15 protein-coding genes are annotated in these 15,155 nt (G+C 43.1%); 9 read left to right on the forward strand and 6 right to left on the reverse strand.

Annotated features, from left to right (window positions below; translation table 11 throughout):
* Positions 1-6: 6 nt before the first annotated feature.
* Positions 7-972 (reverse strand): calcium/sodium antiporter, encoded by a 966-nt coding sequence (locus tag F9817_RS04140; RefSeq protein ID WP_161153698.1) that lies wholly within the window; start codon positions 970-972, stop codon positions 7-9.
* Between the two features lie 336 nt (positions 973-1,308).
* Here F9817_RS04140 and mlaF point away from each other — a divergent pair, with 336 nt between their 5' ends.
* The 8 genes from mlaF (at position 1,309) to F9817_RS04180 (ending at position 6,668) form a co-directional block, all read left to right on the forward strand.
* Entirely contained in the window at positions 1,309-2,118 is an 810-nt protein-coding gene (mlaF, locus tag F9817_RS04145) for a phospholipid ABC transporter ATP-binding protein MlaF (protein ID WP_161153699.1), read from the forward strand.
* A complete protein-coding gene (gene mlaE / locus F9817_RS04150; protein WP_161153700.1) occupies positions 2,102-2,890 on the forward strand; it encodes a lipid asymmetry maintenance ABC transporter permease subunit MlaE in 789 nt (262 codons plus the stop codon). Before mlaF ends, mlaE begins: the two co-directional genes overlap by 17 nt.
* A 2-nt stretch (positions 2,891-2,892) precedes the next feature.
* Entirely contained in the window at positions 2,893-3,387 is a 495-nt protein-coding gene (gene mlaD, locus F9817_RS04155; protein ID WP_161153701.1) for an outer membrane lipid asymmetry maintenance protein MlaD, read from the forward strand.
* On the forward strand, positions 3,387-4,025 hold the full coding sequence (mlaC, locus tag F9817_RS04160) for a phospholipid-binding protein MlaC (protein WP_161153702.1): 639 nt from the start codon (positions 3,387-3,389) through the stop codon (positions 4,023-4,025). The genes mlaD and mlaC overlap by 1 nt, the downstream gene beginning before the upstream one ends.
* Positions 4,022-4,351: an STAS domain-containing protein gene (locus tag F9817_RS04165; protein ID WP_161153703.1), complete on the forward strand. Its 330-nt coding sequence runs from the start codon at positions 4,022-4,024 to the stop codon at positions 4,349-4,351. The genes mlaC and F9817_RS04165 overlap by 4 nt, the downstream gene beginning before the upstream one ends.
* The gene (gene ibaG / locus F9817_RS04170) at positions 4,344-4,598 is read left to right on the forward strand and encodes a BolA family iron metabolism protein IbaG (RefSeq protein ID WP_161153704.1); all 255 of its coding nucleotides are present in this window, start codon (positions 4,344-4,346) and stop codon (positions 4,596-4,598) included. The genes F9817_RS04165 and ibaG overlap by 8 nt, the downstream gene beginning before the upstream one ends.
* 9 nt (positions 4,599-4,607) lie before the next feature.
* A complete protein-coding gene (gene murA / locus F9817_RS04175; protein WP_161153705.1) occupies positions 4,608-5,873 on the forward strand; it encodes a UDP-N-acetylglucosamine 1-carboxyvinyltransferase in 1,266 nt (421 codons plus the stop codon).
* Positions 5,874-5,942: 69 nt separating this feature from the next.
* Entirely contained in the window at positions 5,943-6,668 is a 726-nt protein-coding gene (locus tag F9817_RS04180; RefSeq protein ID WP_161153706.1) for a 1-acylglycerol-3-phosphate O-acyltransferase, read from the forward strand.
* A 351-nt stretch (positions 6,669-7,019) separates the two neighbouring features.
* On the opposite strand, the gene F9817_RS04185 is transcribed toward F9817_RS04180, so the two are convergent.
* From F9817_RS04185 to F9817_RS04205, 5 genes are all read right to left on the reverse strand, one after another.
* The gene (locus F9817_RS04185; RefSeq protein WP_161153707.1) at positions 7,020-7,409 is read right to left on the reverse strand and encodes a RidA family protein; all 390 of its coding nucleotides are present in this window, start codon (positions 7,407-7,409) and stop codon (positions 7,020-7,022) included.
* A gap of 87 nt (positions 7,410-7,496) precedes the next feature.
* Complete coding sequence (gene pyrI, locus F9817_RS04190; RefSeq protein WP_161153708.1) at positions 7,497-7,958, reverse strand: aspartate carbamoyltransferase regulatory subunit; 462 nt, start codon at positions 7,956-7,958, stop codon at positions 7,497-7,499.
* 14 nt (positions 7,959-7,972) lie between these two features.
* Positions 7,973-8,902, reverse strand: a complete 930-nt coding sequence (gene pyrB / locus F9817_RS04195; protein WP_161153709.1) for an aspartate carbamoyltransferase — start codon at positions 8,900-8,902, stop codon at positions 7,973-7,975.
* 266 nt (positions 8,903-9,168) lie between these two features.
* Complete coding sequence (gene argF / locus F9817_RS04200; RefSeq protein ID WP_161153710.1) at positions 9,169-10,173, reverse strand: ornithine carbamoyltransferase; 1,005 nt, start codon at positions 10,171-10,173, stop codon at positions 9,169-9,171.
* A gap of 132 nt (positions 10,174-10,305) precedes the next feature.
* Complete coding sequence (locus tag F9817_RS04205) at positions 10,306-11,682, reverse strand: PhoH family protein (RefSeq protein ID WP_161153711.1); 1,377 nt, start codon at positions 11,680-11,682, stop codon at positions 10,306-10,308.
* Positions 11,683-12,216: 534 nt separating this feature from the next.
* Here F9817_RS04205 and rapA point away from each other — a divergent pair.
* On the forward strand, positions 12,217-15,126 hold the full coding sequence (rapA, locus tag F9817_RS04210) for an RNA polymerase-associated protein RapA (RefSeq protein ID WP_161153712.1): 2,910 nt from the start codon (positions 12,217-12,219) through the stop codon (positions 15,124-15,126).
* The last annotated feature ends 29 nt before the right edge of the window (positions 15,127-15,155 follow it).

The following is a 15,155-nucleotide window of genomic DNA, read 5'->3' on the forward strand; positions in this document are numbered from 1 at the left end:
TTTGCATTAGGCACTCATGTTTAAAAATAGATAACTCTGGTACGCAATAAAGACAATAAACAATATTGCACCTTCAATTCGATTGATACTGCGCGATCTACCTAATGCCATGATGACTAATAAAATGGATACCCCGAGTAGTACCCAGAAATCGCGGCCCATTGCATGTTCACTAACAATCGAGGGATTCAGTATGCCCGGTAACCCCATGACGGCTAGGATATTAAATACGTTAGAACCGATGATATTACCAACGGCCATATCGTCTTCACCTTTGAGAACACCAGCTAAAGAGGCGGCAAGCTCGGGTAGGCTAGTGCCGATAGCGATGATAGTGAGGCCGATGACAAGATCGCTCATCCCAAAGTATTTAGCAATAATAACTGCGTTATCAACCAGCAGGTTAGCTGCTATAGGAAGGAGTATTAAGCCAAATAAGACCCACATGAGCGCTTTTGCGTTAGGCACATCATCAGGGATCTCTGATTCGTGTTCATCGAATAGGGAATCACCACGTTTTTTCTCGTTGCGGCTAATCTGTAACATGCCAAGAATAAAGGTGATAAAGAGTACGAATAATAAAATACCTTCGCCAAAGCCAAGATGATTATCACGTAGTAAGATGCCGGCGAGGATCGTCACACCCATCATAAGTGGCAATTCACGGCGGATAACGCTAGAACTAATGGATAGTGGTTTGATAATGGCGGTAATGCCAAGTATCAGCGCAATATTTGCGATATTTGAACCCAGAACGTTTCCGACGGCTGTGTCGGTTTTGTCGCTAAGGGCGGCGGTCGCAGACACCATCATTTCTGGTGCTGATGAACCCATCGCCAATATGGTCATACCGATAACTAACGGAGATATGCCAAAATTTCGGGCGACAGCTGCTGCCCCAAAGACTAGTTTGTCTGCACTCCATACAAGGAGAACAAGACCGACAATGAGCAATCCAACCGCTTCAAACATGAATAATCCTGATAGTGTTGATAATCGTGGAACATAAAATGGGTAATTTTGACGTGTTGGCCAATAAAAGTGAAGACGATTATCTCATTAATTATTCCATTTTAAGAGAGAATTCTCCATCGTGGATCAATTTATGCTTGCTGCCCATAATCTTAGCATGAGATCATAGTGCATATAAGCGTATTTGTTACAACACTTTATACAATAAAATTTGAACCTTTTTGACAAAAATGCATTCTATCTTTGTTGTAATTGCACAGTGCTTTATATTTTACATTAATCTGCTTATGATTGCTCATTCTAATGGATGAGTAAGCCAAAGGGCGAAAAAATAACATGTCTGATAATGACTTAGTCACCATCAAAAATCTGACTTTTTCCCGTGCCGGGCGTAAGATTTTCGACAATATCAGTTTACGAGTACCTAAAGGGAAAGTAACGGCCATTATGGGGCCATCGGGAATCGGGAAAACCACCTTGTTAAGGCTGATTGGCGGTCAGTTAATGCCTGAACAAGGAGAGATTTGGTTTGATGGCGAAAACATACCAGCGCTGACTCGCAGCCAGTTATATCAAGCTCGTAAGAAAATGAGCATGCTATTTCAATCGGGAGCGCTATTTACTGATCTCAACGTCTTTGACAACGTAGCCTTTCCTCTGCGTGAGCACACTAATTTAGATGAATCTTTGTTACGTACACTTGTCTTACTAAAATTAGAAGCGGTGGGTTTGCGTGGCGCGGCTAATTTAATGCCAAGTGAGCTTTCTGGTGGGATGGCGCGGCGTGCGGCATTAGCTCGCTCTATTGCTCTTGACCCAGAATTAATTCTTTATGATGAACCTTTTGTTGGGCAAGACCCTATAACTATGGGCGTTCTGGTGCAACTGATTCATGATCTAAACGAAGCTCTAGGATTAACATCGGTTGTGGTTTCGCATGATGTACCCGAAGTTATGAGCATTGCTGACTGGGTATATATACTTGCTGATGGCAAAGTGATTGCAGAAGGCACTCCGAAGAAATTGTCTTTAGAGCGCGATCCACGAGTGCAGCAATTCTTACAAGGTAATGCAGATGGCCCTGTGCCATTTCGTTTCCCTGCCCAACCGATCGAGAAGGACTTATTTAATGTTAGCGAATCTTGAACAGTGGGTGAGTGGTATCGGGCGGCGTTCTCTCGCTGTTTGCCAATCGGCTGGCCGCGCGACACTAATGATGTATGGTGCATTAAGTGGTCGGCCACAAATAAAACATTTTCCTTTACTCATTAAGCAACTCTATAGCGTTGGTGTTCAATCTCTCGCCATTATTGTTGTTTCTGGTTTATTTATCGGGATGGTACTTAGCCTACAAGGTTACGTCATCTTGGTGGATTATGGTGCTGAAACCAGTTTAGGACAGATGGTTGCTCTATCGTTACTAAGAGAGCTAGGGCCAGTGGTGACTGCTTTGCTATTTGCAGGTCGAGCCGGTTCTGCATTAACGGCTGAAATTGGTTTAATGCGAGCAACCGAGCAACTTTCTAGTTTAGAAATGATGGCGGTTGATCCACTAAAACGAGTGATTGCCCCCCGTTTTTATGCTGGCCTTATCTCGTTACCTTTGTTGGCGATGATCTTTATGGCTGTCGGTATCTGGGGTGGTCAATTAGTCGGTGTGGATTGGAAAGGAATTGATGGCGGTAGCTTTTGGTCTACGATGCAGTCATCAGTTGAATTTGGAAAAGATATTGGTAACAGTGCCATCAAGTGCGTAATCTTTGCGATTACTTGTACTTGGATCGCATTGTTTAACGGTTATGACGCGGTTCCAACTTCGGAAGGAATTAGCCGAGCCACAACGAAAACTGTAGTGCATTCTTCTCTTGCTGTTCTTGGCCTGGATTTTGTACTTACTGCATTGATGTTTGGGAATTAATCATGCAACAAACGCGAAAACTAGAATTATGGGTTGGCGGTTTTGTCTTGGCAGGAATTTGCGCAATCCTAGTAATGATTTTTCAAGTCGCTGACGTGAAAGGACTTGGAAGTAATGATACTTACACCTTAACGGCGGAGTTTGACAATATCGGAACACTAAAAGTCCGTTCACCAGTTAAAGTGGGTGGCGTTGTTGTGGGACGAGTTGCTGCGATTTCGTTGGATAAAAAGTCGATGTTGCCTCTAGTGACAATGGATATTGACGAGCAGTACAATCAATTCCCTGATAATTCGAGCGCAAAAATTCTGACATCAGGATTGATTGGTGAACAATACATAGGTCTAGTTCCTGGTTTTGTTTACGAAGATGAAGGCACTATGCTGAAAGATGGCGATCGCATAGAAGACACCAAATCAGCTTTGGTTCTTGAAGATCTCATTGGCCAGTTCTTATATAGCGCTGGTGATAAAGACAATAAAGACGGGGATAAATAATGTTGAAACGATACTTCGTTCTCATGTTGAGTTTGGTTCTTTCTTGGGCGGTACATTCGCAAGAGGTCGACCAAACGCATCCTTATACCATGATGAAGCAAGTCGCTACTCAAGCGTTTGCACGTTTGAAAAATGAGCAGACTAAAATTCACCAAGATCCTCAGTATCTAAAACAGATTGTTGAAGAAGAACTGATGCCTTATGTGAATGCTAAATATGCGGCGTTAAAGTTATTGGGCCCTAATTTACGCGGAGCTAAACATGATGATGTTGAAGCCTTTATTACTGCATTTCGTGCTTACCTCGTAACAAATTATGCTCAAGTACTGACACAATATACGGATCAAACGATTCAATTTGGCCCTGAGTCTGAAGTGCCAGATGATCGTCGTATCACTAGTGTTAAATTAAATATTGTTGATACACCTCGTCCTGATATCCATTTACAGTTTCAACTTCGCAAAGAAAAGTCGGGAGAATGGAAAGCGTATGACATGATCGCTGAAGGCGTGAGTTTGCTTTCAAGTAAGCGCTCTGAGTGGAGTAGTAAAATCCGTCGTGAAGGCATTGCGTCCGTTGCGAAAGATCTACAACACTTAGCAGATCAACCGATTCATTTTGAGAGTAAGTCCAAATGAGTCACCCTCAATGGCAAATAGCAAACGCTCAGCAAGTATTGCTGAGCGGTGATTTAGATCGCGATACTGTGCCAGAGTTATGGCGTGAATTAAGCGGTTGGACACCTAGTTCTAAGCAACTAGATGTATCACTAGAATCCGTTTCACGTATCGATTCTGCAGGTATGGTAATGCTAATTCACTTAATAGAGCATGCAAAACAGAAAAACTGTCATATAATGTTGAGTTCTGTGCCAGAACAACTGCGCACTTTGTTCCAACTGAGTAACATCGAACCAATGATGGCTCAACACATCGAGAATTCAGCAGGGGTGAATTGTGGATAGCTCACAAGTAAAACAGATATTAGAACAAGCACTCAATCTTCAAGAGATTCACGTGAAGGGAGAAGGCAGTCACTACGAAGTGGTTGCTGTAGATATGTGTTTTGATGGTATGAGCCGTGTGAAAAAACAGCAACTGATTTATGCTCCATTAATGGAGTACATTCAACGTAATGATATTCACGCAGTATCCATCAAAGCGTTTACCCCAGACGAGTGGGCTCGCGATAAGAAATTGATGTCGCTGTAAGGTTTGTTAATGGAAAAGTTTCGAGTTATTGGTTCTACCGCTCCACTGCAAGGTGAAGTGACCATTTCTGGTGCAAAAAATGCTGCACTACCGATTTTGTTTGCGTCTATCTTGGCTGAAGAGCCAGTAGAGGTTGCTAACGTACCTCATTTACGCGACATCGACACCACTATGGAGTTGCTTAAGCGCCTTGGTGCGAAAGTGACACGTAATGGTTCTGTGCATGTTGATGCAAGCGGTATTGATCAGTTATGTGCGCCCTATGATTTAGTCAAAACGATGCGTGCGTCTATTTGGGCCTTAGGTCCTCTTGTAGCACGTTTCGGTGAAGGTCAGGTGTCTTTGCCTGGTGGCTGTGCCATCGGAGCCCGACCTGTCGATTTACACATCCATGGTTTAGAGCAGTTAGGTGCCACGATCACACTCGAAGATGGCTATGTCAAAGCTGAAGTAGATGGTCGTCTAAAAGGCGCTCATATTGTGATGGATAAAGTCTCAGTCGGCGCTACGATCACCATTATGTGTGCGGCAACTCTGGCTGAAGGCAAAACGGTATTAGACAATGCGGCTCGTGAGCCTGAAATCGTTGATACAGCAGAATTTTTAAACCAGCTTGGAGCGAAAGTTTCAGGAGCTGGGACTGATACAATCACCATTGAAGGGGTTGAACGCCTTGGTGGTGGTAAACACGAAGTAGTGCCTGATCGTATTGAAACTGGCACATTCCTCGTCGCGGCTGCTGTGTCAAAAGGTAAAATTGTATGCCGTAATACCGATGCACACCTTCTTGAAGCTGTGCTGTCTAAGCTAGAGGAATCGGGCGCTAACATCGAAACGGGTGACCGTTGGATTAGCTTAGACATGACCGAACGAGAGCTAAAGGCTGTGACTGTCCGTACTGCGCCGCATCCTGGCTTTCCAACTGATATGCAAGCACAATTTACGCTACTTAATATGATTGCAAAAGGTAGTGGCGTTATTACCGAAACCATTTTTGAAAATCGTTTTATGCATGTTCCTGAACTGATGCGTATGGGCGCTAAAGCAGAAATTGAAGGTAATACTGTTATTTGTGGTGATGTTGAGCGTTTAAGCGGTGCTCAAGTCATGGCGACAGATTTGCGTGCGTCAGCGAGTTTAGTGATTGCTGGGTGTATTGCTAAGGGTGAAACTATCGTCGATCGTATTTATCATATCGATCGAGGATACGAAAAAATCGAGGATAAACTGTCGGCATTGGGCGCAAATATTGAGCGTATCAGTGAAGCAAGTTAGAATCTCACTATTCTACGGGCCGAAACCGAGTGTTTCGGCTTTTTTATTTTAGCTCCTTTGGAGATTTCGATGATCGCACTCATTCGTGTAATAGTCGTAGCGTTATTTGCTATCGTCATGTTTATCTTTGGCTGTGCCTATTGTTTGCTTAGCCCTCGTAATCCAAAACATGTATTCACCTTCGGCCGGCTATTCTCTGCAATGGCTCCCGTTTTTGGTATTAAAATTATTTTCCGCGCGCCAGACGATATTTACCAACGTGGTCAACATATCTATATTGCTAACCACCAAAGTAACTGGGATATGTTTACTGTATCTAGAGCAGTAACGCCTAATGTCGTTACTGTTGGTAAAAAAAGCCTTGCTTACCTGCCATTATTTGGTCAATTGTATTGGTTGTCTGGCAACATATTGATTGACCGTGCAAATAAAGCCAAGGCAAAAGGCACCATTGATCAAGTTGTTAAAAGTATTAAAAATAGCAAAGTATCGGTGTGGATGTTCCCTGAAGGTACTCGCTCACGTGGTCGTGGCTTATTACCATTTAAAACCGGCGCTTTTCATGCCGCAATTGGAGCAGGTGTACCGATCGCGCCAATTGTGTGCAGTTCAACGAATAAGTTGAAATTGAATCGTTGGAACAATGGCCATGTCATCATTGAAATGTTGCCGCCGATTAGCACTGAAAATTGTGGCAAAGAAGATGTGCGTAAATTAGCAAATCAATGTCATGATCTGATGAAGCAAAAATTGGCTGAGTTAGATGCAGAAGTGGAAGAGCTCAATCGCAAATAATATTGTTGCTATGTTTCTAGAAAGTATTGTTATAAGAAAGGGTTGCATAAGCAACCCTTTCTTTTATTTGGTATACGTAACTATACCCAAGTAACCTCAAGATGTTGTTTTAGCGAGAATGTATTCGCTCTTAGGCAAGGCACTGATTTGAAGACATAGTGATTCTACGTTGAAAATCAGTAACACCGCCTAGGAGCGAATAAAACTCGCCCTCTGGGAGCTCATCAACAAACCTATTTCTGCGCCCAATCACGTTGAAAGGGAATGACCATTCCTGCCGTGATTGAGCTTGACCTAGGCTCGTTGATGAAGCTCTGAATCCTGCATCTTGAGGTCATTTGGGTATATTGATTATTTACGTACTGCAATCGCTTCAATTTCGATACCCACATCTTTTGGTAGGCGAGCAACCTCAACACAAGAGCGAGCAGGGTAGTTCGCTACATCGTGCTCATCGAAAAACTTACCGTAGACTTCGTTAACTGTACCAAAGTCACCCAAATCTTTAACGAATACAGTCATTTTAACGATATCACTAACAGTCAGACCAGAAGCTTCTACTACTGCTTTAACGTTATCAAGAGATTGACGAGCTTGCGTTGCAATATCAGCTGCGACTTCACCCGTTGCTGGGTTAACTGGAATTTGTCCAGAAGTCATTACCATATTACCTAAATCAACGCCTTGAACGTATGGGCCAATTGCTGCTGGTGCAGAATCCGTATGTAGTACTTTAGTCATTGTTACTGTTCCATTAGTTACTGAAAAATCTATGTTCAGTTTGCCCTGTCTTCCGGTGAAGGTAAAGAGGGAAGAACATATTTAGCGTTAACGATCTGCGACTATGTCGCGGTCGAAAACTTTCTCACAGTATTTACATTTAAGGCGAATATCGTGGCCTTTTTCTTGTACTGAAAAGCTGCTTTCTACCGGTTCATTATGAGAAATACAGTTACTGTTTGGACAAGCAAATACATCATTAATATGTTCTGGTAGTTCGAGAGGAAGTTTTTTCACTACTTCGTAATTTTCGATGCGGTTTACGGTTGCGTGAGGTGCGTATAGCGCCAGTTTGCTCGCTTGCTCTTCCGTGATAAACACATTTTCAATTTTAAGGAGGTCTTTACTCCCTAATGCAGAAGACGGTAGATTTAAACCAATCGTTACCTTCTGATTAGAGTTATGCATATCAAATAGCTTCAGCACTTTGATCCCAACTTTTGCTGGAATATGGTCGATAACGGTACCATTTTTAATGGCTTCTACTTGTAGTTGGTTTTGTTTAATCATGATTCCAGTGCTCCTTAAAGTGACTCATTAAGAACAAGTGCAAGTAATGCTTCGCGTGCAAATACACCATTACCTGCTTGTTGGAAGAAGTAAGCATGTGGTGTTTTATCTACGTCTGTCGTGATTTCATCAACACGTGGTAGTGGGTGAAGTACTTTCATGTTCTCGCGAGCATTTTCTAGGTGCGCAGCTGTCAGTACATAAGCAGATTTGATATGAGCATATTCTGATTCATCAAAGCGTTCTTTTTGCACGCGAGTCATGTACAAAATATCTAAGTCAGGAATCACGCTCTCCATATCGGTATGTAGGCTGTATTGAATACCGGCTTCATCCAATTCTTCACAAATGTAATCAGGCATCGCGAGTGCCTCTGGTGCGATGAAATAAAAGCGGATATTGTTGAATTTAGATAGGGCTTGAGTCAGTGAGTGCACTGTACGGCCATATTTTAGATCGCCGACAAAGGCCACATTCAAATCATCTAAGCGACCTTGAGTCTCATAGATGGTAAATAAGTCTAATAGCGTTTGAGATGGGTGTTGGTTTGAACCGTCACCGGCATTAATTACAGGAACGCCATGTGAAAATTCTGATGCAAGACGTGCCGCACCTTCTTGAGGATGGCGCATGACAAAGGCATCAACATAGTTAGAAATCACTTGTACGGAATCAGAAAGTGTTTCCCCTTTCTTTGCTAGCGATGTATTACCACCGTTATCAAATCCTATGACATTTCCGCCGATACGTTGAATCGCAGTCTCAAAAGATAAGCGCGTACGAGTGGATGGTTCAAAGAAGCAGCTTGCCACTACCTTATTTTTAATCAATTCAGGATTTGGCTGAGCTTTCAATTTTCCAGCGGTATTTACGATCAATTCCAGCTCTGCACGCGACAGCTCAGAAATGGAGATGATGTGTTTTTTATACAGCGAGTTCGCCATGATCTTTATCCCTATCTTTTCCAACAGCCATAAAAAAGCCCCCCGATCTGGGAGGCTTAATAATTAATGATCATCAAGAGGAAAAATAACGCCACGTAAGCAATGATGCTTACGGAAATTTACGGGTGCATTGAGCACTGTAACGGTGAATTTCATTGGCTACCCCTTAGACAAATTGCTCGGCATTATACCCCTAAGTTTGATGAGTGCAAGCGATTACATCACATCATTTGCGGGGAGATTTATGCAACTTGTTGTGGTGTAAATCAGAGACCTAGTGTTGCAACCATCACGGCTTTAATCGTGTGCATACGGTTCTCTGCTTCATCAAACACGATAGAATAATCAGATTCGAAAACATCATCTGTTACTTCTAACCCATTCATTCCATATTTTTCAGCTACTTGTTTGCCAATTGTCGTTTGATCATCATGGAATGCAGGTAAGCAGTGCATAAATTTCACATTAGGGTTACCTGTGGCTTTAATCACATCCATATTAATCTGATACGGTTTCATGACAGCAACACGTTCGTCCCATGCTTCTGGCGCTTCTCCCATCGAAACCCAAACATCGGTATAAAGAAAATCACAACCGAGCACACCGTCTTTTACATCTTCAGTTAAGGTGATTTTTGCCCCAGTCTTTTGTGCGATTTCTAGGCACTCTTGCACCAAATGCTCTTCAGGCCAGTACGCTTTTGGTGCAACTAAGCGGATGTCCATCCCCATTTGGGCTGCGCCAACCATCAGTGAGTTACCCATGTTATTGCGCGCATCGCCAAGGTAAGCAAACTTAATTTGATGTAAGTGTTTACCTCGGCTGTGTTCTTGCATCGTCAAGAAATCAGCCAAAATTTGCGTTGGGTGAAACTCATCAGTTAAGCCGTTCCAAACGGGAACGCCAGCATGAGCGCCAAGCTCTTCGACAATGTTCTGCCCGTAACCGCGGTATTGAATGCCATCATACATACGACCAAGAACACGAGCCGTGTCTTTCATTGATTCTTTATGGCCAATTTGCGAGCCAGACGGGCCAAGGTAAGAGACTTGTGCGCCTTGGTCGTGTGCAGCAACTTCAAAAGCGCATCGTGTTCGGGTAGAGGACTTTTCAAAGATAAGGGCAATATTTTTACCCAAGAGATTTTTTTGCTCTGTGCCAGTGTATTTCGCTTGTTTTAATTGGGCAGAGAGATCGAGCAAGAATTGAATTTCTTTTGCAGAGAAATCCAATAGCTTAAGGAAATTGCGATTACGTAAATTGAAAGCCATATCCCAGTCCTTAGATGCAAGGTAAATTGTTACGAGAAAATAATATGGCTAGTAAAACATATAAATGCTGCAAAAGTGAATATTTATTTTAAATAAAGGCGAGATATTTGGGTTATATCTCGCCTTTGATACTTATAAATTCTCTTCAGCAAACTCAGCTAGGCGACTGCGTACAACTCCATTGAGGTGGATGTTGGCACTGCCTTCGAAGTTTTTGAAGCGTTCAACCATATAAGTTAGCCCTGATGTAACAGGGGTTAGATAGTGGGAGTCTATTTGGGCAAGGTTACCCGAACAGACAATTTTGGTGCCTTCACCACAACGTGTGATGATGGTTTTGATTTGTGAAGCCGTTAAATTCTGGCATTCGTCTAGAAGTACAAACGCATCTTGAATTGAACGACCTCGCATAAAGTTGACGGATTTAAATTGGATATTGGCTTTATCGCAAATGTATTTGAGTGATCCCTCTGTACAGTGATCGTGCTTGTGGAGCGCCTCTAATGTATCGGTCACAGATGCTAACCACGGCAGCATTTTTTCTTCCTCTGTGCCTGGTAAGAAACCGATAGACTCACCGATATCTGGGGTATTACGCGTGACAATGATTTTATCGAAACGGTTTTTTTCAACCGTCTGTTCGAGTGCCGCCGCCATGGCAAGCAGAGTTTTACCACTGCCAGCCGCTCCCGTTAAGATGACTAAATCGATATCAGGGTCAAGCAGTGCATCTAACGCCATCGCTTGATAGATGTTTTTCGGGGTGATATCCCAAGCTTTGCGATGCATCATTCGTTCACGACTCATGTCGCGTAAGGTGAGTTTATCATCGTGAATTCTTTCTACCCTAGCTGCAAAGTCACTGTCTTCATCAATCGCATATTGATTGATGTATGTAGGGTCGAAGGGTTCGCGGTCTAAAGTATGGAAGGTATGGCCATCAAGTGTATGGCTGTTAACGTCATCCACGCTATCCCAAAAAGCTCCTGGGCGCGTTTGAAATCCTTTGGTTAGGTATTGAACGTCGTCAATCAGTTGGTCAGTGCGGTAGTCTTCAACAAATAGGACTCCTGCCCCTTTGGCCCGTAAGCGCATGTTTATGTCTTTGGTGACCAAAACAACGGGGCGAGGGGCGCGTTTATTTTGCAAATATAAAACGGCATTTAAAATACGATTATCGCCTTCTTTATCGGTAAAGGCTTTAAAGGTATCGACCAGTTCATAATCGGCAAGAATCGATATCGATCCGGTGGTGTTACTCTGTTTGTTTAAGGGAATGCCCTCGGTAATTTCATCCGGTGTGGCATCGTGGAATAAATTTTCTAAAGAACGAATCGCAACTCGGGCGTCCCTTGCAACGTCACGTTTACTGTCTTTGATTCGGTCGAGTTCTTCGAGGACGGTCATGGGAATGACCACATCATGTTCTTGGAAGGAGTAAATAGCTTGAGGTTCATGGAGCAGGATATTGGTATCCAGTACAAACAGTTTCCGATCGGTATCGCCCATAAGCGTCTCCTTGCTACTAATGTAGCCTTGCTATGCAAAGGTTGTTTGCATGACAGTCGCTAAGTGCTCTTGCGCATAGGGTAGGCTCTCGATCACTTGACGACTTACTGCAAACCCAATTTGATACTTCACTGTTTAGATAAGCAGACACTGTGCCAACTTTCCTGTTGAATGGTCGCCATCTAAAAATCAGTATAGCAACAATGTTAGAAATGCCATCAAAGTTTTACAGTTTTATGTCAAGCATCAAAAGTTGAAAAAACTTAAGGATTATGATGGTTTGCTCGTGACCTGTATCACGCCTTCGAGTAAGATTAGCGGCCTTTTCTACACAGCTCTTCGGGACACGTCATAATTAGCATTCTTTAGATGTGGTTCGAACAGCAGAATAATATAATCGTATACCCAAGTGACTTTTTAGGTGAGATTCAATCTCTCATTCAATCGGTTTAACGAGAACCAACGGCCTTCGAAATAGAACGGTTATAGGTTACTTAGGTATATCCAATCCAAAATTAATGAGGTAGTCGATTCATGACTTTTGCTTTAGGGCAACGCTGGATAAGCGATACGGAAAGCGATTTAGGTTTAGGGACAGTGGTAGCGATGGATGCTCGAACGGTAACATTGATGTTTGCTGCATCAGAAGAAAACCGAGTTTATGCGCGTAACGATTCCCCAGTAACACGTGTTGCCTTTAATGTAGGTGATGTCGTAGACAGTCAAGAAGGCTGGTCTCTTGAAGTAAAAGAAGTCAATGAAGATCAAGGTGTAATCACTTACGTTGGTGTTCGCCAAGATACGCAAGAAGAGAATGTTGCGTTACGTGAAATCTTTTTGAGTCATCAAATTCGTTTTAATAAACCGCAAGATAAGTTGTTCGCCGGTCAGATCGATCGTATGGATAACTTCGTTCTGCGTTATCACGCGCTAAATAATCAGTATCAGCAGCAAAAAAGCCCAATGCGTGGCTTGTGCGGTATGCGTGCTGGTTTGATTCCTCATCAGCTTTATATTGCTCATGAAGTAGGACGTCGCCATGCGCCGCGCGTTTTATTAGCCGATGAAGTGGGATTAGGTAAAACGATTGAAGCGGGGATGATCATCCACCAACAAGTATTAGCGGGTCGTGCTGAACGAATTTTGATCGTAGTGCCTGAAACTCTGCAGCATCAGTGGCTCGTAGAAATGATGCGCCGTTTTAATCTTCATTTCTCTATTTTTGATGAAGAGCGTTGTGTTGAAGCGTTCGCTGAAGCGGATAATCCATTTGATACCCAACAATATGTGCTGTGTTCTTTAGATTTTCTTCGTAAAAGTCGCCGTCGTCTTGAGCAGGCATTAGACGCTGATTGGGACCTATTGGTGGTGGATGAGGCTCATCACTTAGAGTGGAGCCAAGATAAGCCAAGTCGAGAATACCAAGTGGTTGAAGCGCTGGCTGAGAAAACGCCCGGAGTACTACTTTTAACCGCAACGCCTGAACAGTTAGGGCGTGAGAGTCACTTTGCACGTTTACGTATTCTAGATCCAGACCGTTTTTATGACTACGACGCCTTTGTTGAAGAGGAAGAAAAATACGCACCAGTGGCTAATGCGGTAACCGCGCTGTTATCTGGTAATACACTATCGATAGAAGAAAAAGATCAAATAAGTGGCCTTTTACGAGATAAAGATCTAGCTCCTATTTTTAGCGTGTTAGAAAGTGATGCCAGCGAAGAAGAAAAAGCAACTGCTCGTCAGGATCTGATTGATAACCTCATGGATCGTCACGGGACTGGACGTGTTTTATTCCGTAATACACGCTCAGGAGTGAAAGGGTTCCCACAGCGTAATCTACATTTGTTACCGATGGATATTCCTACGCAATACACTACTGCCATGCGTGTGGCGGGTATGTTGGGTGGTAAAATGGCACCGGAAGCTCGGGCTATAAAAATGCTTTATCCAGAGGAGATCTTCCAAGAATTTGAAGGGGAAGATTCTAGCTGGTGGCAGTTCGATTCACGAGTGAACTGGTTACTTGAGAAGATTAAAGAAAAACGCAGTGATAAGATTCTTGTCATCGCTTCTCGAGCAAGCACTGCGCTGCAATTAGAGCAAGCTCTACGTGAACGTGAAGGTATCCGAGCCACTGTCTTCCATGAAGGTATGTCTATTCTAGAGCGTGATAAAGCCGCCGCTTATTTTGCTCAGGAAGAGGGCGGTGCTCAAGTTCTAATTTGTAGTGAAATCGGTTCAGAAGGTCGCAACTTTCAGTTCGCTAACCAATTGGTCATGTTCGATTTACCGTTTAACCCTGATCTTTTAGAGCAACGTATTGGCCGTTTAGACCGTATTGGTCAAACGCAAGACATTGATATTTATGTCCCTTACTTAAAAGGCACTGCGCAAGAAATTTTAGCGCGCTGGTTTGATGAGGGGCTGAATGCCTTTTCTGAAACCTGTCCTACCGGACGTATGGTTTATGATAAGTTCAGCGAGCAATTAATTGAGTTATTGGCTGCGGTAAGTACAGATGGGCTTGATGAAATCATTGAGCAATCCGCTGAAATGAATCAAGGCTTGAAAGCTGCGATGGAGCAAGGTCGTGATCGTCTATTAGAAATGCACTCTAATGGCGGTGAAAAAGCGCAATGTATCGCTCAGCAAATTGCTCAAACCGATGGTGATACTAACCTAGTCACGTTTGCGATTAGCCTGTTTGATACCGTAGGCATTAACCAAGATGATCGTGGCGATAACGCGATTGTGCTGCATCCAACAGAGCACATGATGGTATCGAGCTATCCTGGGTTACCAACCGAGGGAGCAACGGTGACATTTGACCGTGAAACTGCGCTTGCTCGTGAAGATGTGCAGCTAATTAGCTGGGAACACCCAATGATCTTAGGTGGTATTGATCTGCTTATGAGTGAAGGGGTGGGTACATCTGCAGTATCGCTCTTGAAAAACAAAGCATTACCTGTTGGTACTATCTTGCTCGAGTTAATGTATGTGGTTGATGCTCAAGCACCAAAACGCAGTGGTATCGGTCGATTCTTACCACCAACACCAATTCGTGTGCTATTGGATGGCAAAGGTAATAACTTGTCATCTCAAGTGGAGTTTGAAGGTTTCAATCGACAATTGAGCCCAGTGAACCGTCATTTAGCAAGTAAACTAGTGTCTTCTGTTCAAACACAAGTTCACGATTTGATTGAGTGTGGTACGCCAGTAGTTGAAGCTCAAATTGGTGCAATTCGTGAACAAGCTCAACAAGAGATGGAATCACAACTTCGCGGTGAATTGGATCGAATGGTCGCATTGAAAGCGGTGAATCCTAATATTCGTGATGAAGAAGTGTCTGCATTGCAAGAGCAAATCAATGAGTTAACAGGTTTTATTGCACGTGCTCAATACCAATTAGATTCACTCCGTTTGATTGTGGTTTCGCATAATTAATCTTTAAGTGATGATAAAAGAAAGGCCTT

It is taken from the genome of Vibrio eleionomae (genome assembly GCF_009874545.1).
In the GTDB taxonomy this organism is placed as follows: domain Bacteria; phylum Pseudomonadota; class Gammaproteobacteria; order Enterobacterales; family Vibrionaceae; genus Vibrio; species Vibrio nitrifigilis.

Coding starts and splice junctions, on each gene's coding strand:
- F9817_RS04140 (WP_161153698.1), bottom strand. CDS start 972: ATGTTTGAAGCGGTTGGATTGCTCATTGTCGGTCTTGTTCTCCTTGTA.
- mlaF (WP_161153699.1), top strand. CDS start 1,309: ATGTCTGATAATGACTTAGTCACCATCAAAAATCTGACTTTTTCCCGT.
- mlaE (WP_161153700.1), top strand. CDS start 2,102: ATGTTAGCGAATCTTGAACAGTGGGTGAGTGGTATCGGGCGGCGTTCT.
- mlaD (WP_161153701.1), top strand. CDS start 2,893: ATGCAACAAACGCGAAAACTAGAATTATGGGTTGGCGGTTTTGTCTTG.
- mlaC (WP_161153702.1), top strand. CDS start 3,387: ATGTTGAAACGATACTTCGTTCTCATGTTGAGTTTGGTTCTTTCTTGG.
- F9817_RS04165 (WP_161153703.1), top strand. CDS start 4,022: ATGAGTCACCCTCAATGGCAAATAGCAAACGCTCAGCAAGTATTGCTG.
- murA (WP_161153705.1), top strand. CDS start 4,608: ATGGAAAAGTTTCGAGTTATTGGTTCTACCGCTCCACTGCAAGGTGAA.
- F9817_RS04180 (WP_161153706.1), top strand. CDS start 5,943: ATGATCGCACTCATTCGTGTAATAGTCGTAGCGTTATTTGCTATCGTC.
- F9817_RS04185 (WP_161153707.1), bottom strand. CDS start 7,409: ATGACTAAAGTACTACATACGGATTCTGCACCAGCAGCAATTGGCCCA.
- pyrI (WP_161153708.1), bottom strand. CDS start 7,958: ATGATTAAACAAAACCAACTACAAGTAGAAGCCATTAAAAATGGTACC.
- pyrB (WP_161153709.1), bottom strand. CDS start 8,902: ATGGCGAACTCGCTGTATAAAAAACACATCATCTCCATTTCTGAGCTG.
- argF (WP_161153710.1), bottom strand. CDS start 10,173: ATGGCTTTCAATTTACGTAATCGCAATTTCCTTAAGCTATTGGATTTC.
- F9817_RS04205 (WP_161153711.1), bottom strand. CDS start 11,682: ATGGGCGATACCGATCGGAAACTGTTTGTACTGGATACCAATATCCTG.
- rapA (WP_161153712.1), top strand. CDS start 12,217: ATGACTTTTGCTTTAGGGCAACGCTGGATAAGCGATACGGAAAGCGAT.